This is a genomic window from Microbacterium sp. AC215 (assembly GCF_979258645.1).
On record NZ_OZ409869.1, the window covers coordinates 3,590,533 to 3,611,091 of the forward strand.

The following is a 20,559-nucleotide window of genomic DNA, read 5'->3' on the forward strand; positions in this document are numbered from 1 at the left end:
CGGCCTACGGGATCAGCACGATCTTGCCCGAGGCGGCTCCGGACTCCATGAGCTCATGAGCGCGTGCCGCCTCGCTCAGCGGCAGTTCCGGGCCGAGCTCGATCGTGAAGTCGCCCGCCGCCAGCAGGTCGACGGTCGCGCCGAGGGCCTCCGCGCGCCACGCGAGCTCCTGCTCAGTGAGCGGCACCGGTGAACCGCCCGAGAACGCCCGGATGCCGAACGACGCGGCATCGGGGCCGCGGACGATCGTCGCGATGCGCTCGCGGTCGGCGACGAGCTCGAGCGACACCTCGATGGCCTCATCGGTCCCCGCGCAGTCGAGCGCGACCGTCACCCCGACGGGTGCGGCCTCGCGTACGCGCTCCAGCAGCCCGTCTCCGTATGCGACCGGGATCGCACCGAGGTCACGCAGCTGATCGTGTCTGGCCGGGCTTGCGGTCGCGATGACGGTGGCGCCCCAGGCGACGGCGAACTGCACGGCTGCCTGGCCGACCGAGCCCGAACCGCCGTGCACGAGAAGCACGTCGCCGTCCGTGACTCCGAGCGAGCGGAGCGCCTGATAGGCGGTGCCGGCGGGGATGCCGATGCCGGCCCCCTCCGCTGCGGTGACGGAATCGGGTAGCGCGACGAGCTTGTCGACCGGTACGGCGAGCATGCTCGAGTAGGTGCCGACCGTGTCGCGGATCGCGACGCGGTCGCCCACCGCGAATCCGTCGACGTCGTCGCCGAGCGATTCGATGACCCCGGCGCCGTCGAACCCGACGGCACGCGGCTCGGTGATCGGCGGTGAGGGGCGCTTCGCGCTGCGGAGCTTGGCGTCGATCGGGTTGGCACCCGCCGCCTCGATGCGCACTACGGCCTCGCCGCTGAGCGCGATCGGATCGGGGATCTCGATCAGGTGCAGCACATCAGGAGAACCGAACTCTGTGTAGACGATCGCGCGAGCCATGGATTCAGGCTACCCCCGAGACGACAGCACCTTCATGATCCGCTGCGGAGAGACGGGCTGCGCGGTGCCGAGACGCTGCGCGAACACGCTCACCCGGTACTCCTCGAGCAGCCAGCGGGTCTCGACCAGGGCCGGCGGCGCGTCGGCGGGCAGCGGGATCGCGCCCCCGGCATCCTCGAAGGCCTTCGCCATGCGCTCGAACTCGCTCATGCGGGTGCGGTCCTTGCCGGGCTCGTTCGCGAGCGTCTTCAGCCGCTCGAGCATCCCGTCCAGGTATCGCGGGAAGTGCGTGAGGCGCTCGACGCCCGCCGCCGAGATGAACCCGGGGTGCAGGAGTCCCGAGAGCTGCGTGCGGATGTCGTTCAGCGGCCCGAGCAGTGCGAGGGAGTTCTGCGAACGGATGCCGCGCTCGACATCGCGGGTCTTCGTGAGGATGCGAGCGACGAGCGACACGCAGGCGAAGAGGTCGTCGACGAGCGACGCCGACACCGCGTCGCGCACGCGCACGAACTCGGCCTCGGTGCGCACGAGGCCGCCCGGCGCCAGCCGATCGATCGTGCTCTGGACGACCGCGGCCCGGCAGTCCTCGATGAGCGCGGCGGCCGACTGGTAGGGCGACGCGGCGAGTGCGAGCTTCTCCTGGCTGGTGAGGTGCTGCTGCACGTACGACGAGGGCGAGGGCACACCGAGCAGCACGAGGCGCAGCACGCCCGCCCGCGTGGCGGTGGCGGCGGCATCCGCCGTGGACTCGACGCGCACCGAGACGGTCTTCCCCTGGTCGACGATCGCCGGGTACCCGCGCACCACTCCGCCGGCCACGCGGGTGTCGAGCACCTCGGGCAGTTCGCCGAACGTCCAGGCGGTGAGGCCGTCCTTCTCGATCGAGGTGGCGGCGGCAGCGGGCTGCGGTCCCTTCGAGGGGCCGGGGCGGCGGGGCGGGGTCGCGATCGACCGGGCCACGCTGCTGCGCGCACGGTCGGCGAGCTCGGCCTGCAGCGCACCGAGGTCGCGGTTCGATCCCGCGACGCGCCCGCGCTCGTCGACGGCGCGGAAGTTCATCCGCAGGTGCGCGGGCACGCGATCGTCTTCGAAGTCGGCAGCCGAGACGAGCTGATTCGCGAGCGGCTGGATGAGGCGTGCCAGCGCCTCTTTGAGCGTGCGATGAGGAAGGCCGCCGTGCGACTCGGGGCCGTCTCCGGCGAGCTCGGCACCGAACTTGTCGGCCCAATCGGCCGCAGGCACCACGTGCCGTCGGATCGCCTTGGGCAGTGCGCGGAGCAGGCCAGTGACGAGTTCGGCGCGCAGCCCCGGCACTTGCCAGTCGAAGCCCCTGTCCTCGATCTGCGCGAGCAGAGGCAACGGGATCACGACGCTCACGCCGTCGTCGGTCGCCCCCGGCTCGAAACGGTACGCGAGCCCGAGCACCTGGTCGCCCTGCGTCCACCGGGTGGGGAACTCGCTCTGGTCGGCCCTGCTCTCGTCGTCGAGCAGGTCGGCCTCGCGCATGACGAGCAGCTTCGGGGTCGCGGCCAGCGCGTCGCGCCACCATTTCTCGAACGAGCGCACGTCGAAGACGTCGGTCGGGATCCGCTCGTCGTAGAAGCGGAACACCGCTTCGTCGCCAGCGAGGATGTCGCGACGCCTCTCACGTTCCTCGAGCTTCTCGAGGCGCTTGCGCAGTTCGGCGTTGCTGCGCCAGAAAGCGCTGACCCGCTTGTCGATGCGCGTCGGATCCCATTCGCCCTCGACGAGGGCGTGTCGCACGAACATCTCACGCGACGCCGCCCGGTCGATGCGCGCGAACTGCACACGGCGACGGGGGATGATCTCGACCCCGAACAGCGTCACCTTCTCGTACGCGACCGCCGCGCCGGCATCCTTCGACCAGTGCGGCTCGGTGACCTGGCGCTTCGCGAGATCGCCCGCGAGCGCCTCCGCCCAGGCGGGGTCGATCGCGGCGACCGTGCGGGCGTAGGTGCGTGAGGTCTCGACGATCTCGGCGGCCATGACCGCCTGCGGGGCCTTCTTGCGCAGGGCGGATCCGGGGAAGATCGAGAAGCGGATGCCGCGGGCGCCACGGTATTCCGCCATCCTCTTCTTCTTCGGATCGAGGCCCTTGCCGGTGTTGCGCTCGTCGAGGATGCCGATCTGCGACAGGAGTCCGGCGAGCAGAGCCCGATGGATCGCATCCGGATCCGCGGTCCCCCCGCGCGAGGAGTCCTTCTCCCGCACGAGCGACCGCAGCTGACGGTGCACGTCGAACCATTCACGCACCCGGACGTAGTTGAGATGCTCCGAACGGCACAGGCGACGGAAGGCGCTCGAACCGAGCTCGCGCTGCTGCTCCCGGAGGTGGTTCCACAGGTTCAGGATCGACAGGAAGTCGCTCGTCGGGTCGGTGAAGCGCGCATGCATGCGGTCGGCTTCGTCGCGCACGCTCTGCGGCGCCTCCTGCGACGGCCGCTCGCGCACGTCCTGGATCGACATTCCGGCGACGATCGCGAGCACGTCGCGGGTGACGTCGGCGCCGCCGGGGCGTCCGGCCTCGATCAGCATGCGGGCGAAGCGGGGGTCGATCGGGATTCGGGAGATGTCTCGACCGATGCGGGTGAGTCGAGGTGCGTCTCCGCTGCCGGTGACGGCGCCCAGCTCGGTGAGCAGGTCGACGGCGGCCTTGACTCCCCGGGAGTCGGGCGGGGTGAGGAACGGGAAGGCGGTGATGTCGCCGAAGCCGAGCGACAGCATCTGCAGGATCACCGAGGCGAGCGAGGTGCGCAGGATCTCGGGTTCGGTGAACTCCGCGCGCTTGTCGAAGTCCTCCTCGCTGTACAGGCGGATCGCGATGCCGTCGCTCGTGCGCCCGGCGCGGCCCGAACGCTGGTTCGCGGAGGCCTGCGAGATCGCCTCGATCGGCAGCCGCTGCACCTTCGAGCGGTTGCTGTATCGCGAGATGCGCGCGGTGCCGGTGTCGATCACATAGCGGATGCCGGGAACGGTGAGGCTGGTCTCGGCGACGTTCGTGGCGAGCACGACCCGGCGCCGCACACCGGCGACGCGGCTCTTCTCGAACACCCGGTGCTGCTCCGCCGCCGACAGCCGGCCGTACAGGGGCAGCACCTCGGTGGGGGAGCGGTCCTTCGCGTACGCGCCGCGCACGGCATCGGCGGCATCCCTGATCTCTGCTTCGCCCGGCAGGAACACCAGCACGTCGCCGGGCTCCTCGCGGTCAAGTTCACGGAGGGCCGCGACGATGGCGGTCACCTCGTCGGACTCCTCGGTCTCCTCCGTCTGCTCGCGGTAGCGGATCTCGACGGGGAAGGTGCGGCCGGACACCTCGATCACCGGCGCGGGCACACCCTCGGGCGTCGCGAAGTGTCGGGCGAAGCTCTCGGGATCGATCGTCGCCGACGTGATGATCACCTTGAGGTCTGGTCGTTCGGGAAGGATCCGCACGAGGTATCCGAGCAGGAAGTCGACGTTGAGCGAGCGCTCGTGCGCCTCGTCGATGATGATCGTGTCGTAGCGGCGCAGCAGCCGGTCGCGGTGGATCTCATTGAGCAGGATGCCGTCGGTCATCAGCGCGATGCGCGTGTCGTCGGACACCTTGTCGGTGAAGCGCACCTTGTATCCGACGAGGCCGCCGAGCTCGACCTGCAGCTCCTCGGCGACGCGCTCGGCGATCGTGCGGGCGGCGAGTCGTCGGGGCTGCGTGTGCGCGATGCGCTCGCGCCCGAGATCGAGGCAGATCTTCGGCAGCTGCGTCGTCTTCCCCGAGCCCGTCGCTCCGGCCACGATGACGACCTGGTTGTCGCGGATGGCGTCGGCGATCTCCTCCCGCGCAGCGCTGACCGGCAGCTCGGGAGGATAGAAGATCACGGGGGAAGGCATAGAACTCCCATCGTACGATTCATCCGTGAGCACTGTGTCGAAGCCTCCTCCCGCATCGCGGTGGTTCCACGAGTTCGGGCGGGCTCCGCGCATCCTCGGACTCGACGTCGCCCGAGGGCTGGCGATCCTCGGCATGGCCGGAGCGCACATCGGCGAGACCGAGGCGTTCGATCCGTTCGACCTGTCGACCTGGACCGACCTGGTGCACGGGCGATCGTCGATCCTGTTCGCGGTGCTCGCCGGCGTCTCGATCGCCCTGATGACCGGCCGCAGCGTGCTGCCCGATCCCGAGCGGATGCCGAGCCTCCGCCTGCAGCTCATCGGTCGCGGAGCGGTCATCTTCCTGATCGGTCTGGCGCTGGAGATGCTGAACACGCCGATCGCGGTGATCCTCACGCTCTACGGACTGCTCTACGTCGCCGTCATCCCGTTCCTCCGGTGGCAGCCGTGGAAGCTGCTGATCGCCGCCGGCATCCTGGCACTCGCGGCACCGGCGCTGCTCGCGTTGCTCGCCGCACTCACCCTGAACCCCACCGGCGCGGGCGTCAGCCTCGTCCTCTACGGCTCGTATCCGATCACCGCGTGGCTCGCGTTCGTCTTCGCCGGCATGGCGCTCGGACGCCTGCGTGTTGAGAAGCTCGAGACCGCGGCGATCACGCTGGGCGCGGGCGTCGGACTCATGGTCGTCGGCTACGGACTGGGCCTCGTCGGAGGAGTCACCCGCCTCGGCTCCGGCTCCGGCTCGGCGATCTTCGGCGGCGAGCCCGCCGCGGGGTGGAGCACCTACTCCGAGGCGCTGGCCGCAGCGGATCCGGGAGGGGCCGTCGTCCGAGCGATCTTCGCCGTCGAACCGCACTCCGGCGGAACGGCCGAGATCCTCGGCTCGGGCGGGTTCGCACTGTCGGTCATCGCGCTGTGCGTGCTGCTCAGCGGGCCGTTGCGTGCGGTGCTCCTTCCGCTCGGGGCGTTGGGGTCGATGCCCCTGTCGGCCTACAGCGTGCACGTCGTCTCGGTCGCGCTCGTGGCGGGACCAGGAGGCTTCTTCTCGAGCAATGCCTTCTGGTTGGCGACGGCCGTCGCGCTGCTTCTCGCGACCACGCTGTGGTCGATCCTGTTCGGGAGGGGCCCGCTCGAGAGGCTGGTCGGCTGGGTCGCCTCGAGGATGGCGGTGGTTCCTCCTGGTCGACCTGTCATCACAGGTCGTAGGGTGGATTCATGACGATTCCTGCACTCGAACTGAACGACGGCCATTCCATCCCGCAGCTCGGCTACGGGGTGTTCAAGGTTCCGGCCGACGAGACCGAGCGCGCCGTGAGCGAGGCGCTCGAGATCGGCTACCGCCACATCGACACGGCCGCCATCTACGGCAACGAAGAGGGCGTCGGGGCGGCGATCGCCTCTTCCGGCATCCCGCGCGACGAGCTGTTCATCACGACCAAGCTCTGGAACGACCGCCACCACGACGACGAGCCGCGTGCGGCGATCGGCGAGAGCCTCGAGAAGCTCGGGCTGGATGTCGTCGACCTCTACCTCGTGCACTGGCCCACTCCGGCGAAGGACGACTACGTGCACGCCTTCGCTCGGCTCATCGAGCTGCGCGAGGCAGGACTGACACGCAGCATCGGCGTCTCGAACTTCCTCGTTCCGCACCTCGAGCGCGTGGTGGCCGAGACCGGCGTGACGCCGGCGGTCAACCAGATCGAGCTGCACCCGGCCTACCAGCAGCGCGACGTCGTCGACTGGGCGACCGAGCACGGCATCCGCATCGAGTCGTGGGGCCCGCTCGGCCAGGGCAAGTACGACCTGTTCGGCACGCCGGCGGTGGCCGAGGCGGCGGCGGCGCACGGCGTCACCCCCGCGCAGGCGGTGCTGCGCTGGCACCTGCAGCGCGGATTCATCGTCTTCCCGAAGTCGGTGCGCGCCGAGCGCCTGCGCGAGAACCTCGACGTGTTCGGGTTCGAGCTCACCGACGCCGAGGTCGCGGCGATCGACGCCCTCGACCCGCTCGACGGCTCTGGTCGGGTCGGATCGCACCCCGACGACGTGAACTGACACGCTCCGTGTCGACAGATGACGCCCCGTGTCGCTTCCCGCGACACGGGGCGTCGTCGTGAGTAGCGTCGTCCGCATGACAGCTCCCTACCGCGTCGTCGCCGTCTCCGGATCTCTGCACGAGCCCAGCAAGACCACGGCGCTCATCCGTGCGATCGCCGGGGCGATCGCCGAGCGGGCCGAGGTCGAGATCGAGGTCATCGAGCTCACCGACATCGGCCCGTCGCTCGCAGGAGCGCTGCGTCGCGACCAGCTTCCGGCGCGCGTCGAGGAGAAGCTGGTGGCGATCGAGGCGGCAGACCTGCTGATCGTGGGCAGCCCCGTCTACCGCGCATCCTTCACCGGCCTCTTCAAGCACTTGTTCGACTTCGTGGGTCAGTACGAGCTCGTCGGCAAGCCGGTGCTGCTCGCGGCGACCGGCGGCGGCGAACGCCACGCGCTCATCATCGAGCACCAGCTGCGGCCGCTGTTCGCGTTCTTCCAGGCGCTGACGCTGCCCCTGGGTGTCTACGCCAGCGACACCGACTTCGACGGCTACGTGATCGCCTCCGACGTGCTCCACGCGCGCATCGCCCTCGCTGCCGAGCGTGCGCTGCCGCTCGTCGGCTATGCGGCATCCCGGCCGGCGGAGCTGCTCGTCTCCTGACCGTCTCGTCAGGCGTCGATCGGCGTAGCGTGGACGTATGACGAACCGGCTCGCCGACACGCTCAGCCCGTACCTCCGCGCCCACGCCGACAATCCTGTCGACTGGTATCCCTGGGGCCCGGAGGCCTTCGCCGAGGCGCAGCGCCGCGATGTGCCGCTGCTGATCTCGATCGGGTATTCGACCTGCCACTGGTGTCATGTGATGGCCAGGGAGTCGTTCGCCGACCCCGACACGGCTGCGCTGATCAATCGCGACTTCGTCGCGGTGAAGGTCGACCGCGAAGAGCATCCCGACGTCGACGGCGCCTACATGGCTGCTGCCTCGGCGTTCACGCAGAATCTCGGTTGGCCCCTCACCGTCTTCACGACGCCGCGGGGCCGCACGTTCTACGCCGGAACCTACTGGCCGCCCGAGGCGCGACAGCCGATGCCCGCGTTCCGTGACGTGCTCGCCGCGGTGCAGGAGGCGTGGACCCAGCGCCGTGCCCAGGCCGAGGAGTCTGCGGATGCCGTCACGGACGCCCTCGCCCGCGCAGGCGCCTCGACCCCCTCCGATCTTCCGGACGCCGATGCTCTCGCCGGCGCGGCGCGGACGATCGCGGCTCAGGAGGATCGCCGCTTCGGCGGTTACGGCGATGCGCCGAAGTTCCCGGTCGCGACGACCCTGAGGATGCTGCAGACACCGCTCGTGCGCAGAGAGGCCCCGGATGCCGCCGAGTCGGCCGACCGGGCGCTCGCCGCGATGGCCGCCTCCGATCTGCGCGATGCCGATGGAGGGTTCTTCCGCTACGCGACCCGACGCGACTGGAGCGTGCCGCACTACGAGCGGATGCTGACCGACAACGCGCAGCTGCTCGACGTGGCGCTCGACGCGGGTGACGACGCGACCGCACGCGGCATCGCCGACTTCCTCCTGGGCACGCTGCGCAGGGCGGGCGGCGGGTTCGGCGCGGCTCAGGACTCGGAGTCGTGGATCGACGGCGAACGCAGCGAGGGCGGCTACTACCTGCGACCGCCCTCGGAGAGGACCGGTCTCGAGCTCCCTGCCGTCGACGGCAAGGTCATCACGGGATGGAACGGACTGGCCATCACCGGTCTCGCCCGCGCGGGAGCTTCTCTGGCGGAAGGGTCCTGGGTGCGGGCCGCGGCCGAGGCTGCCGAGTACGTGCTGCGAGTCAACAGGGATGCGACCGGGGCTCTCGTGCGGGCCTCGCTCGACGAGGTCGCCTCGGGTGCGGTCGCCACCGCGGCCGATGTCGCTCTCCTGGCCGACGGGCTGTTCGCGCTCGCCGCGGCCACGGGCGAGGCGGCGTGGGCGGTGGAGGCACGCACACTGCTCGACGCGGCGATCGAGGGCTTCGAGGGCGACCCGCTGCTCGCCGAGCACGGCATCGCCGCAGCGCCCGATCAGACCGACGGCGATCTGCCGTCGGATGCGGCGGCCGTGGCTGCGGCATCCCTCACCGCCTGGCGTCTCGGCGCGGGGGATCGGTATCGCGAGGCAGCCGCGGAACGCGTGCGCGAGCATGCCGCGCCCGCCATCGCACAGCCGTTCGCGCACGGCAGCCTGCTGCGCGTGGCAGCGGGTCTCGTCGATGCGCCGAGGCAGCTCGTCGTCGTCACCGAGACGCCCGAGGGCGCACTCGCCTCGGCAGCCCGCAGGGCCGACGCGGACGTCGTCGCGATCGTCACCCCGGAGCAGGCCCAGGCATTCGCGGATGCCGGCTTCGAGCTGTTCGACGGCAAGGGCGACGCGATGGAGCAGGCGTTCGACTGCCGCTCGTTCGTGTGCCGGCTCCCGGTGCGCGACCCCGCAGACCTCCCGCTCGCGCGGTGAGCTCAGGCTGCGATCCTGGACGGCGGGCGGAGCCGCGTAGGCTGAGCAGTCTGCTCATCGCACGCAGGAGGCACGCGCATGACCGAGGTTCCCACCACGACGACCACGACCAAGGGTCTGCACCCCGGGCTGACCCGTCGGCAGATCTCGATGATGGGACTCGGCGGGGCGATCGGCGCCGGACTGTTCGTCGGGTCGGGACAGGCGATCAGCATCGCCGGTCCTGCCGTGCTCATCTCGTACCTCGTCGCCGGCGGCATCGTCGTGCTGATCATGGCGATGCTCGCCGAGATGGTCGCCGCCCGCCCGAGCTCAGGAGCCTTCAGCTCATACGCGCAGAAGGCGATGGGCCGCAGCGCCGGCAGCGCGGTCGGGTGGCTCTACTGGATCCAGCTCGTCGTCGTGATCGCCGCCGAGGCCACCGGCGCCGCCGGGATCATCGCGGCCTGGATCCCCGGCATCCCGGCTTGGGTGTGGGTGCTCGTCTTCGTCGTCGCCCTGACCGCGGTCAACCTCTTCGGGGTGCGCAATTACGGCACGTTCGAGTTCTGGTTCGCGGCGATCAAGGTCGCGGCGATCATCGTGTTCCTCGTGGTCGGCGTGTGCGCGATCCTGGGCTTCATCCCCGGCGTGCCCGCGACCGGCATCGGCAATCTCGTCGACAACGGCGGCTTCGCCCCGAACGGCCTCACGGGCATCGCGGCGGCGCTCCTCATCGTGGTCTTCGCGTTCGGCGGCACCGAGGTCGTCGCGATCGCGGCGGCGGAGTCCGACGACCCCGCACGCAACATCCGCCGGATCGTGCGCGAGGTCCTCGTGCGCATCCTGATCTTCTACGTCGGCTCGATCTTCGTGATCGTGTCGGTGCTCCCGTGGAACGATCCCGCCGTCAAGGACGGTCCCTTCTCCGCAGTGCTCGACACTCTGCAGCTGCCGGGCGTCGGCCTCGTGATGGACCTCATCGTCGTGATCGCGCTGCTGTCGGCGATGAACGCGAACATCTACGGCGCGTCGCGAATGGCCTACTCGCTCGGTGAGCGCGGGCTCGCACCGCTCGCGGCGACGCGAACGACGTCGACGGGCGTGCCGGTCGTGGCCGTGCTCGCCTCCGTCGCGTTCGGCTTCATCACGGTCGGGCTGAACTGGGCGTTCCCCGATGTGGTGCTGCCGGCGCTGCTCAACGTGGTCGGATCGACGCTGCTCATCATCTGGACGGCGACGGCGGTCTCGCAGATCATCCTCCGCCGCCGTGCCGATCGTGAGGGTGCGGCGATGCCGATGCGCATGTGGGGCTTCCCCTGGCTGTCCTGGCTGTGCCTGGCGCTGCTCGCCGGCGTGATCGCGCTCACCATGATCGACGAGGCTGCGCGTGTGCAGCTGCTGCTCACGATCGGCCTCACTGCGGTGCTGCTGGTCGTCGCCCGCCTGACACGCGGTGTCTCTCGCCCGGGGGTGGCCGGCGAGCGCGACGGAGTGGTCGAGGGCTGACCGCGCGCACGTGCTGCCGCTGGTCGGGTCAGATCCAGCCGGGCAGCCAGTTGTGCAGGAGCCAGAACTGGTAGGGCACGCTCATGCCGGTCCACACCGGGTAGAAGAACGCGGAGACCAGCACCACGACGGCGAGGAAGACGATCACGGTGCGCTCGCCCGACTGCCGGCGGTGCAGCGGATCCTCCCGGCGTCCCGCCATCTGACGGAGAACGACCGCGAGTGCGAGCACGAGGAACGGCGCCATCGCGACCGTGTAGAACTGGAAGATCGTCCGCTCAGGGAACAGCAGCCAGGGCACGTACGTCGCCGCGAGCCCGACCAGGGGGAACGTGAGGGCTGGACCGACGGGGCGACGTTCGGCCCACCCGCGCACGAGGCGGTAGAGCAGGTAGAGAGCCGCGGCGACACCGGCGTACCAGATCAGCGGGTTGGGGATCGTCGAGATCACCGCGATGCAGTGATCGACGCCGCAGGGCCCGGGGTCGCTGCCCACCCAGACGGCTGTGGGGCGCAGCAGCAGAGGCCACTCCCACGCGGGGCTCGCGTACGGGTGGCCCTTGCTGAGACCGACGTGGAAGTTCAGGATCGCCTCGTGGTAGTTCCACAGCGCGATCAGCGGATTCGGATCGCTCTGCCGGGCATAGCCGCCGGCGGTGACGAGCCACCCCGTCCAGCTGGCGAGGTAGGTGGCGAGCGCCGGCAGCACGAGCAGCACGAAGGAGACCGGTCCCTGACGGAAGGCCGCCGCGGTGGGCCAGAGCACGACGCCCGCGCGGCGTCGTGCCAGGGCATCCGTCACCACGACGTACAGGCCGAAGGCCGCGAGCGCATAGAGCCCCGACCACTTCACGGCGCAGGCGGCGCCGAGCGCGACACCTGCGGCGATCAGCCACGGACGCCGCCAGAGCACAGGACCCCACATCGGCGCGGGGGAGTCGGGGTCGGTATCGGGGTCTGCGCGTTCGAGCACGGGGATCACCCGGTCGCGGTCGATCAGGATGAAGAGCGCGCCGAGCATGAGGAAGAACGTCAGAGGGCCGTCGAGCAGGGCCGTGCGACTCATCACGATGCTGAGGCCGTCGATCGCCAGCAGGGTGCCGGCGACCGTCGCCACCACGATCGAGCCGGTCAGGCGGCGGGCGACCAGATAGACGAGCAGCACGGTGGCGGCGCCCAGCAGTGCCGTCGCGATGCGCCAGCCCACCGTGTTGTCGGGTCCTCCGATGGCCATCCCCAGGGCGATCAGCCATTTGCCCAGGGGCGGATGCACGACGAACGACCCGGCATCCGACAGCGGCAGCTGCTGCAGTGTGATGAACGCCTCGTTCGCATCCTTGCCCCAGGTGCCTTCGTATCCGAGAGTCCACAGCGACCAGGCGTCCTTGACGTAGTAGGTCTCGTCGAAGGCGAGCTGGTGCGGATGGCCGAGGTTGACCAGGCGCAGCACGGCGGCCAGGGCCGTCACCACGAGCGGCGCGAACCAGCGCACCATGCGCCCCGAGTCGGGGTCCTGCAGCACGCGGTCGCGCAGTCGCTCGTAGCGCGTCAGTCGCTGCTCGGGCGGAGGCAGCAGAGGCAGGGGCGCGGTCACCGCACCAGCCTAGACACTCCGCCGATGGGCGCCGCCTAAGCTGGGCGGGTGATCATCCTCGCCGCAACACCGATCGGAAACCTCGGGGATGTCTCGCGTCGCCTCGTCGAGGTGCTGGAGAACGCCGAGGTCGTCGTCGCGGAGGACACGCGCACCACGCAGCGGCTCATGCAGGCTCTGCAGATCTCGAACCGCCCCCGGCTGATCGCACTGCATGATCACAACGAGAAGCAGAGAGCGGCGGAGCTCGCCGCACTCGCGGTCGAGACGGATGTCGTCGTCGTGAGCGACGCGGGGATGCCGGCCATCAGCGACCCCGGGTACGGGCTCGTCGCCGAGGCGGTCGCTCAGGGAGTGACGGTGACGGCGATCCCGGGGCCGAGCGCAGTGCTGATGGCGCTCTCCATCTCGGGACTGCCGACCGACCGCTTCACGTTCGAGGGGTTCCTGCCGCGCAAGCCCGGGGATCGGCGCTCGACGCTGCGGGCGCTCGCCGCAGAGCCACGCACCATGGTCTTCTTCGAATCTCCCGCCCGCCTGGCGTCGTCGCTCGCCGACATGGGCGCAGCCTTCGGCGACGACCGCCGCATCGCCGTCTGCCGCGAGCTGACCAAGTTCTACGAAGAGGTGCGCCGCGGCACCTCCGCCGAGCTCGTCGAGTGGGCGACGGCGGGCGTCAAGGGCGAGATCGTCGTGGTGGTCGAGGGTGCAGCGCCTCGTGAGGCGTCGGCGGAAGACGCTCTCGCGCAGGTGCAGCGACTCGTGGCATCCGGCGTGCGTCTCAAGGAGGCCTGCGCCGAGGTCGCCGCGGCGACGGGCCTGTCGTCGCGCGACCTGTATCAGGCAGCGCTCGCCGCGCGCAGCTGATGGAAGGCACCTCGGACGCGGGCGTCGCCGCTGCCTACGACGAGCGGGCCGCGGAGTACGTGGAGCTCGCCGGTGCGATCGAGCAGATGGATGCCCGGGATGCTGCGGTCATCGAGGCCTGGCGTGACACGGCCCCCGGCCTGCTGCTGGATGCCGGCTGCGGGCCCGGGCACTGGACCCAGCTCCTGAGTCTCGGCGAACGCGTGGCGCAGGGGATCGACCTGTCGGAGGAGTTCATCGCGACGGCGAGGAAACGGCATCCGGGCATCTCCTTCGACGTCGGCTCGTTCCGCGACCTGCCGTTCGCGGCGGGGTCGGTCGGAGGCATCCTCGCCTGGTACTCACTGATCCACACCTCGCCGGCGGACATCCCCGGGATCCTCGAAGAGTTCGCCCGCGTGCTGGCTCCCGGAGGCAGCATCCTGATCGGCTTCTTCGACGGCGAGCCGCGCGAGCCGTTCGCGCATGCCGTCGCGCCGGCGTACTTCTGGTCTGCCGAGGCGCTCGCCGGGCTTCTCGCCGACGCGGGCTTCGAGGTCGTGACGAGTGACACCCGGGGCCGCGAACACGGCGAGATCAGCGCCCGCCCTCACGGCTCACTCGAAGCACGCAGGCGGTGACTCGCTCGCCGGGTAGCCTGGTGCACACGCAAGCGGAGGAGGACCGAGCGTGAGCAAGAGGGCGACCGTCTACGACGTCGCAGACCGCGCCGGAGTGTCGATCGCGACGGTCTCCCGCGTGCTGCGGCAGCCGGATGCCGTGCGCCCCGCCACGCGGGAGCGCGTGCTCGACTCCGTCTCGGCGCTCGGCTACGTGCCCAGCGGCAGCGCGCGCGGTCTGGCCGAGCGCCGCACCGGCGTGCTCGGGCTGTACTTCCCCGGTTTCGATGCCTCGGAGGACGCGCCCGTCCTCGACGTGCTGGCCGATGACCAGGGCGAGGCGCCGCCGTTCACGGTCGAGCAGGCGTCCGCCGACGCGGGCGCACCGCATCCGACCATGCTGTTCCTCGACGAGGTGCTGCGGGGAGCGGAGCTCGAAGCCTGGAAGCAGGGTTTCGTGCTCATGATCGGCGTCGGCCGTGACGATCCGACGCGCGAGACCGTGCGGGACATCGCCGGACGCGTCGACGGGCTGATGGTGCTGGCGCAGAGCGTGCCCGACGACGTGCTCGCCCGGCTCGCTCAGCGGATCCCCGTGGTGGTGCTCTCGGGGCCGGCGCGCGGCGACAGCTACGACCACGTGACCGTCAGCAACGCCGAGGCGATGTCGGAGCTGACCAGACTGGTGCTCGCGCAGGCCGATCAGGGGACGCTCGCTTTTCTCGCCGGCCCCGAGGACTCGCCCGACGGCGCCCAGCGCTGGGAGGGTTTCGCCGCGGCGGTCGCCGAGGCGGGCATCGCGACGGATGCCGTGACGGTGCTGCGCGGCGACTTCACCCGCGCATCCGGGCGGCGGGCGGCTGAGCAGCTGATCGCCGACGGCGTCCCCGCCGCACTCATCGCCGCGAACGACCAGATGGCCCTCGGGGCGATCGACGCGTTCCGCTCGGCCGGCATCCGCGTGCCCCACGATGTCCGGGTCACGGGCTTCGACGGCATCGAGGCGGCGGCGCTGTCGCGTCCCGCCCTCACCACTGTCCGCCAGCCGATGATCGATCTCGGGCGGGCCGCCGTGCAGCTGCTCTCGCGACGTCTCGAGAACCCGGACGGCGAGCCGATGACGGTGCGCCTGCCCGTGCAGATCCTCGTCCGCGAGAGCTCCCAGCGCCCCGACTGAGACGGGATTTGATACCGCTCCCACGCCGGTCGTCGCAGGGGAGTGGGGGCTCTCGGAGTCATGCGAGGGGGTTGCAGCGGTCAAATGTATGCGCTTACAATTGCTGATGCGGCTTCGGCCGCGGGGTGCCCCGACCCGTGGGACCCCCTTCATGACACAGACGACATGAGGTGGCAGTGTGGCGAAGACGCACATGCTCCGGCGCTGGCGGAGAGCCGCGATCGTGGGACTGGCGGCAGCGGCCGTCGTGCTCAGCGGTTGCAGCATCCAGATCAGTTCGCAGCCCGATCCATCGATCGGCGACGACACGATGCTCATCAACGCGGACAAGGGGAACCCGTTCTTCACGCGGAACTTCAACCCGTACCTCACCAACACGCGCACCGCGTCGCGGTGGATCTATGAGCCCCTGATCCTGGTGAATCCGCTCGACGGAACCGAGAACCCGTGGCTCGCGAGCGAATGGTCGCAGCCCGATGCCCGGACGGTCGTGATGACGATCCGCGATGACGTCGAGTGGAGCGACGGCGAGAAGCTGACACCCGACGACGTGGCGTTCACGTTCCAGCTGCTGAAGGACAACCCCTCCCTCGACATCAAGGGCGCCTGGCAGCACCTCGAGACCGTCGAGGTCGACGGCGACGACGTCATCATGCACCTGCAGACCGATGACGCGCCCTCGCTGCCGATCCTCGGCCAGACCATGATCGTGCCGGAGCACCTCTGGTCGGACGTGAAGGACCCGGGCACGTACCGCAATGAGAACCCGGTCGGCACCGGCCCGTTCGTGCTGGGCAACTACAACGACCAGCAGTACTCGATGGACAAGAACCCCGACTACTGGCAGGCCGACAAGATCGAGATCGAGCACATCATCCTGCCGTCGACGAACTCGCAGCTCGACACCGTCACCCGCGGCTACGACTGGGCGTACTCGTTCATCTCCGACGTCGAGGGCACGTGGGGTGCGGCCAGTGAGAACAACGACTGGTGGTTCCCGCCGGGAGGCGTGATCGCGCTGATGCCGAACCTCGAGGTCGCGCCGTTCGACGACGTGAACGTGCGCCGCGGCATCGCCCTCTCGCTCGACCGCGAGGAGATCGCCGAGACCGCCTCCGAGGGCTACATGGAGCCCGCAGGGCAGACCGGCCTCGTGCTCCCGAACCAGGAGGAGTTCCTCGACCCCGGCATCCCCGATCAGGGCATGATCACGCAGGACAGGGATGCCGCACTCGCGGCCTTCGCCGAGGCGGGGTACACCCTCGACGGCGACCGGCTGGTGAGTGCAGACGGCGAGCAGCTCGAGTTCGCGCTCACGACGGCCAACGGATTCTCCGACTGGACCCGCGCGGCGCAGACCGTGCAGAGCCAACTCGCCGACGTCGGCGTCAAGGTGACGCTCAAGCTCCCGCAGCCGGCCGGATACCAGAGCGCCATCAGCAACGGCGACTTCGAGATGGCCATCGGCGGCATGGGCAACGGCGACGTCTACCAGGCATACAACAACCTGCTCTCGAGCGAGTTCTACGTGCCGTCCGGCGAGACGACCGCGAACAACTTCGAGCGGTATCGGTCGGATGAGGCCGACGCGCTGCTCGCCGAGTATCGCGAGACGGTCGACCCCGCCCGCCAGACCGAGATCGTGCAGGAGCTGCAGGCCATCGTCTACGAGGAGATGCCGGTCATCGGCCTCTACTACGGCGGCATCTGGGGCCTGTTCAACGACTCCAAGTTCACCGGCTGGCCCTCAGAGGATGACCCGTACATGATCCCGCAGAACTACGACTCGGCACCGCTCGGCATCTTCACCCGGCTCGAGCGCGTGAAGGAGGACGACCGATGAAGTACGTCTTCCAGAAGATCGGGCTGTTCGTCCTCACGCTGTGGGCGGCCATCACCCTGAACTTCTTCCTTCCGCGGCTGATGCCCGGCTCGCCTGCCGACGCCGCCATCGCCAAGCTCTCGCAGAACGGCCCGGTGTCCGATGCGACGCGCGCCGCGATCGAGGCGCAGCTCGGTGTGCCGACCGGCTCGATCTGGGATCAGTACGTCGCCTACCTCGGTCAGGTCGCACGACTCGACTTCGGTGTCTCGTACACGTTCTACCCTCAGACCGTGTCGAGCATGGTCTCGACCGCGCTGCCGTACACGATCGGCCTCGTCGGCATCGTCACGATCCTCGCGTTCGTGATCGGCACCCTGATCGGCACCGCCGCCGCCTGGCGCCGCGGCACGTGGCTGGACTCGCTGCCGACGCTGACCGGCTCCTTCCTCAGCACCTTCCCCTACTTCTGGACAGCGCTGCTGCTGCTGTTCTTCTTCGGGTACGTGCTGCACTGGTTCCCCACCACCGGCGCGTATTCGGCGACGACCACGCCGGGCTTCACCTGGGACTTCTTCATCGATCTCGTGCAGCATGCGATCCTCCCCGCGGTCACGATCCTGTTGACCTCTCTCGGCGGATGGATCATCGGCATGCGCAACGCGATGATCAACACCCTGGGTGACGACTACGTGACTTTCGCCGAGGCGAACGGCCTGCACGGTCGCACCATCGCCCTCCGCTACGCCGCACGAAACGCGATCCTGCCGAACCTCACCGGCTTCGGGCTCACGCTCGGCGGCGTGGTCGGCGGATCGATCCTCGTGGAGCAGGTGTTCGGCTATCCCGGCATCGGATACCTGCTCTTCAACGCCGTGATCGGGCAGGACTACCCGCTCATGCAGGCGCTCTTCCTGATGATCACCGTCAGCGTGCTCGTCGCCAACTTCCTCGTCGACATCCTGTACGGCGTGCTGGATCCAAGGACCCGCCGATGACCTCCACCATGAATGTCAAGGTTCCCTCCGACCGGATCGCGGCTCCCAGCCCGTGGCGCTCGTTCGCCCGGATGGTGGGCACCCTCTGGTCCAACGGCAAGGCCCGTCTGGGCCTCATCATCCTCGGTCTGTTCGTGCTGGTGGCGGTGTTCGCTCCGCTGCTCGCCCCGTACGGACCGAAGGAGAACACCTTCGAGCGCAACGCCGACGCGTCGGCCGCGCACTGGCTCGGCACCACCGCCGCCGGCGAAGACGTCCTGAGTCAGCTGATCTACGGCTCGCAGATCAGCCTCCTGGTCGGCATGGCCGCCGGCATCCTCTCGACGATCGTCGCCGTGCTGATCGGGCTCAGCTGGGGCTACATGCGCGGATTCCTGGGCGAGGTGGTCGGCTTCATCGTCAACCTCTTCCTGGTGATCCCCGGTCTGCCGCTGATGATCGTGATCGCCGCGTACCTGCAGAACGGCGGCATCCTGATGATCATCGCGGTGATCGTCGTCACCGGCTGGGCCTGGGGTGCGCGCGTGCTGCGCAGCCAGACGCAGTCGCTGCGAGGCAACGACTTCGTCACCTCGGCGCAGTTCTCGGGTGACAGCAGGGCGCGCATCGTGTTCCGCGAGATCCTGCCGAACATGACCTCGATCATCGCGGGCACGCTCTTCGGAGCGGCGACCGCGGCGATCCTCGCAGAGGCGGGCCTCGAGTTCCTCGGGCTCGGCGACTCGAGCATCGTCAGCTGGGGCACCATGCTCTACTGGGCGCAGAACTCCAACTCGCTGCTCACCGGACAGTGGCTGCTGCTGTTCGCCCCTGGTCTCTGCATCGCCCTGCTCGCCCTGAGCCTGACACTGATCAACTTCGGCGTGGATGGGATCTCCAATCCGCGCCTGCGAGAGGGGAAGGGCCGATGAGCGCCATGGAAGCGAACATCCCCACGGATGACGTGCTGCTCGATGTCCAGGGCCTGTCGGTCGAGTACGCCTCGCCCGGCACCACGCCGGTCACCGCCGTCGAGGACGTCTCGTTCACGCTGCGTCGCGGCGAGTTCGTCGGTCTCGTCGGCGAGTCCGGCTCGGGCAAGTCGACGCTCGGCTTCGCGCTGACACGGCTCCAGAAGCCGCCGGCGCGCATCAGCGGCGGGCGCATCCTGTTCGACGGGCGCGACATCCGCGAGCTCGACGCCGAGGAGCTGCGCCGTCAGCGCCAGGGCGGGTTCGCGATGGTGCTGCAGTCGGGCATGAACGCGCTGAACCCGGTGCGCACGATCGGCAACCACTTCCGCGACATCTTCGCCGCGCACGGACACGTGGCCCGCGACGATCGGGATGCGAGGGCGCGCGAGCTGATCGGCAAGGTCGGTCTCGACCCCGCAGTGCTGGCCAGATACCCGAGCGAGCTCTCGGGCGGCATGCGGCAGCGCACCTCGATCGCGCTGGCACTGTCGCTCGAGCCGCAATTGATGGTGTTCGATGAGCCGACCACGGCGCTCGACGTGCTCGTGCAGCACGCCGTCATGGACACCATCAAGGACCTCCAGCGCACCGAGCACTTCACCGCGATCCTCATCAGCCACGACCTGGGCATCGTGCTCGAGGCGACCGATCGGGTGATGGTCATGCATGAGGGTCGGATCGTCGAAGACGCGCCGAGCCTCGACATCCTGCAGCGTCCTCAGGACGAGTACACGCGGATGCTGCTGAGCCACTACGCCGATCCTCGGGCCGAGTCGATCTCGATCCCCGGGTTCGTCGACCTCGGCACGCGCCGTCGCGAGGGGCGCTCACGCACCGACCTGACCGAGACCCTGCCCACCGTGTCGCAGCGCGACACGCGCCGGGCGGACGCCGCGATCGTGGTCGAGGGCGTGTCGAAGCGGTATCCGGCTCCGCGTCGGGGCGAGCAGCCCGTCACCGCGGTCGACGATGTGTCGTTCCGACTCGAACCCGGCGAGGCCCTGGCACTCGTCGGCGCCTCCGGTTCGGGCAAGTCGACGATCGCGAAGCTGATCACCGGTGTCGAGAAGCCGACCGAGGGCACGGTGCGCTTCGGCGATGTCGACGTCGCGGCCCTGCGCCGTGCGGGCCTGCGCGACCTGCGCAAGGACGTGCAGATGGTGTTCCAGGATCCGTATGCCGCGCTCAACCCGCTGCACACGGTGGAGTACGCGCTGAGCCGACCGATCCGCAACTACACGCCGTTGCGCGGTGACGAGGCGAGAGCCCGCGTGCTCGAGCTCCTCGAGACCGTGGGCCTGACACCTGTCGAGCAGTTCGCGGCCAAGCTGCCGCATCAGCTCTCAGGCGGTCAGCGTCAGCGCGTGGTCATCGCCCGGGCGCTCGCGAGCGATCCGCAGGTGCTGATCGCCGACGAGCCGGTGTCGATGCTCGACGTGTCGCTGCGTGCCGGAGTGCTCGCGCTGCTCGAAGACCTGCGCGAGAGGTGGGGCATCAGCATGCTCTACATCACGCACGACCTGCTCAGCGCGCGGCTCGTCACCGAGAACATCCTCGTGCTCAACGGCGGTCGCGTCGTCGAGCGCGGTGAGACCTCTCAGGTCCTCCAGCATCCGGAGGACCCGTACACGGTGCAGCTGCTCGACGCCGTGCCCAACCCATCCCGAATCTCGAAATAGAGAGGAGCAC

General features: G+C 69.5%; 15 protein-coding genes. 12 read left to right on the forward strand and 3 right to left on the reverse strand.

The genetic code is table 11. From position 1 onward, the window contains the following. Positions 1–4: 4 nt before the first annotated feature. Entirely contained in the window at positions 5–949 is a 945-nt protein-coding gene (locus ACZZZF_RS17575) for a quinone oxidoreductase family protein (protein ID WP_072591566.1), read from the reverse strand. A gap of 9 nt (positions 950–958) precedes the next feature. Beyond that, the gene (gene hrpA, locus ACZZZF_RS17580; protein WP_463499776.1) at positions 959–4,837 is read right to left on the reverse strand and encodes an ATP-dependent RNA helicase HrpA; all 3,879 of its coding nucleotides are present in this window, start codon (positions 4,835–4,837) and stop codon (positions 959–961) included. Positions 4,838–4,862: 25 nt separating this feature from the next. On the opposite strand from hrpA, the gene ACZZZF_RS17585 reads away from it, so the two are divergent. The 5 genes from ACZZZF_RS17585 to ACZZZF_RS17605 all read left to right on the forward strand — a co-directional run bounded on the left by ACZZZF_RS17585 (position 4,863) and on the right by ACZZZF_RS17605 (position 10,860). Next, a complete protein-coding gene (locus tag ACZZZF_RS17585; RefSeq protein WP_463499778.1) occupies positions 4,863–6,056 on the forward strand; it encodes a heparan-alpha-glucosaminide N-acetyltransferase domain-containing protein in 1,194 nt (397 codons plus the stop codon). Then, on the forward strand, positions 6,053–6,889 hold the full coding sequence (locus tag ACZZZF_RS17590; RefSeq protein WP_053097128.1) for an aldo/keto reductase: 837 nt from the start codon (positions 6,053–6,055) through the stop codon (positions 6,887–6,889). Before ACZZZF_RS17585 ends, ACZZZF_RS17590 begins: the two co-directional genes overlap by 4 nt. Before the next feature lie 76 nt (positions 6,890–6,965). Next, entirely contained in the window at positions 6,966–7,535 is a 570-nt protein-coding gene (gene msuE / locus ACZZZF_RS17595) for an FMN reductase (RefSeq protein ID WP_053099190.1), read from the forward strand. A gap of 37 nt (positions 7,536–7,572) precedes the next feature. Further along, entirely contained in the window at positions 7,573–9,372 is a 1,800-nt protein-coding gene (locus tag ACZZZF_RS17600) for a thioredoxin domain-containing protein (protein WP_463499780.1), read from the forward strand. Positions 9,373–9,450: 78 nt separating this feature from the next. Continuing rightward, positions 9,451–10,860, forward strand: coding sequence for an amino acid permease (locus ACZZZF_RS17605; RefSeq protein WP_053097123.1), 1,410 nt, complete (start codon positions 9,451–9,453; stop codon positions 10,858–10,860). A 28-nt stretch (positions 10,861–10,888) separates the two neighbouring features. On the opposite strand, the gene ACZZZF_RS17610 is transcribed toward ACZZZF_RS17605, so the two are convergent. Then, positions 10,889–12,454 (reverse strand): dolichyl-phosphate-mannose--protein mannosyltransferase, encoded by a 1,566-nt coding sequence (locus ACZZZF_RS17610; RefSeq protein WP_463499782.1) that lies wholly within the window; start codon positions 12,452–12,454, stop codon positions 10,889–10,891. A gap of 48 nt (positions 12,455–12,502) precedes the next feature. Between ACZZZF_RS17610 and rsmI the strand changes: the two genes are divergently transcribed. The 7 genes from rsmI to ACZZZF_RS17645 all read left to right on the forward strand — a co-directional run bounded on the left by rsmI (position 12,503) and on the right by ACZZZF_RS17645 (position 20,549). Next, positions 12,503–13,321, forward strand: coding sequence for a 16S rRNA (cytidine(1402)-2'-O)-methyltransferase (gene rsmI, locus ACZZZF_RS17615; protein WP_056279993.1), 819 nt, complete (start codon positions 12,503–12,505; stop codon positions 13,319–13,321). Continuing rightward, positions 13,321–13,941 carry a class I SAM-dependent methyltransferase gene (locus ACZZZF_RS17620; RefSeq protein WP_463499784.1) on the forward strand — a complete coding sequence of 207 codons (621 nt, stop codon included), beginning with the start codon at positions 13,321–13,323 and terminating at the stop codon, positions 13,939–13,941. The genes rsmI and ACZZZF_RS17620 overlap by 1 nt, the downstream gene beginning before the upstream one ends. Positions 13,942–13,990: 49 nt before the next feature. Next, complete coding sequence (locus ACZZZF_RS17625) at positions 13,991–15,097, forward strand: LacI family DNA-binding transcriptional regulator (RefSeq protein WP_072591560.1); 1,107 nt, start codon at positions 13,991–13,993, stop codon at positions 15,095–15,097. A 178-nt stretch (positions 15,098–15,275) separates the two neighbouring features. Then, a complete protein-coding gene (locus ACZZZF_RS17630; protein WP_232224459.1) occupies positions 15,276–16,940 on the forward strand; it encodes an ABC transporter substrate-binding protein in 1,665 nt (554 codons plus the stop codon). Further along, the gene (locus tag ACZZZF_RS17635) at positions 16,937–17,917 is read left to right on the forward strand and encodes an ABC transporter permease (protein WP_056280002.1); all 981 of its coding nucleotides are present in this window, start codon (positions 16,937–16,939) and stop codon (positions 17,915–17,917) included. Before ACZZZF_RS17630 ends, ACZZZF_RS17635 begins: the two co-directional genes overlap by 4 nt. Further along, positions 17,914–18,828 (forward strand): ABC transporter permease, encoded by a 915-nt coding sequence (locus ACZZZF_RS17640; RefSeq protein WP_053097105.1) that lies wholly within the window; start codon positions 17,914–17,916, stop codon positions 18,826–18,828. Before ACZZZF_RS17635 ends, ACZZZF_RS17640 begins: the two co-directional genes overlap by 4 nt. Continuing rightward, positions 18,825–20,549: an ABC transporter ATP-binding protein gene (locus tag ACZZZF_RS17645; RefSeq protein ID WP_083569357.1), complete on the forward strand. Its 1,725-nt coding sequence runs from the start codon at positions 18,825–18,827 to the stop codon at positions 20,547–20,549. Before ACZZZF_RS17640 ends, ACZZZF_RS17645 begins: the two co-directional genes overlap by 4 nt. Positions 20,550–20,559: the final 10 nt, after the last annotated feature.

Bases quoted from the DNA above. Each gene is read 5' to 3' on its own strand.
- ACZZZF_RS17575 (WP_072591566.1), bottom strand. From the start codon at position 949: ATGGCTCGCGCGATCGTCTACACAGAGTTCGGTTCTCCTGATGTGCTG.
- hrpA (WP_463499776.1), bottom strand. From the start codon at position 4,837: ATGCCTTCCCCCGTGATCTTCTATCCTCCCGAGCTGCCGGTCAGCGCT.
- ACZZZF_RS17590 (WP_053097128.1), top strand. From the start codon at position 6,053: ATGACGATTCCTGCACTCGAACTGAACGACGGCCATTCCATCCCGCAG.
- msuE (WP_053099190.1), top strand. From the start codon at position 6,966: ATGACAGCTCCCTACCGCGTCGTCGCCGTCTCCGGATCTCTGCACGAG.
- ACZZZF_RS17600 (WP_463499780.1), top strand. From the start codon at position 7,573: ATGACGAACCGGCTCGCCGACACGCTCAGCCCGTACCTCCGCGCCCAC.
- ACZZZF_RS17605 (WP_053097123.1), top strand. From the start codon at position 9,451: ATGACCGAGGTTCCCACCACGACGACCACGACCAAGGGTCTGCACCCC.
- ACZZZF_RS17620 (WP_463499784.1), top strand. From the start codon at position 13,321: ATGGAAGGCACCTCGGACGCGGGCGTCGCCGCTGCCTACGACGAGCGG.
- ACZZZF_RS17635 (WP_056280002.1), top strand. From the start codon at position 16,937: ATGAAGTACGTCTTCCAGAAGATCGGGCTGTTCGTCCTCACGCTGTGG.
- ACZZZF_RS17640 (WP_053097105.1), top strand. From the start codon at position 17,914: ATGACCTCCACCATGAATGTCAAGGTTCCCTCCGACCGGATCGCGGCT.
- ACZZZF_RS17645 (WP_083569357.1), top strand. From the start codon at position 18,825: ATGAGCGCCATGGAAGCGAACATCCCCACGGATGACGTGCTGCTCGAT.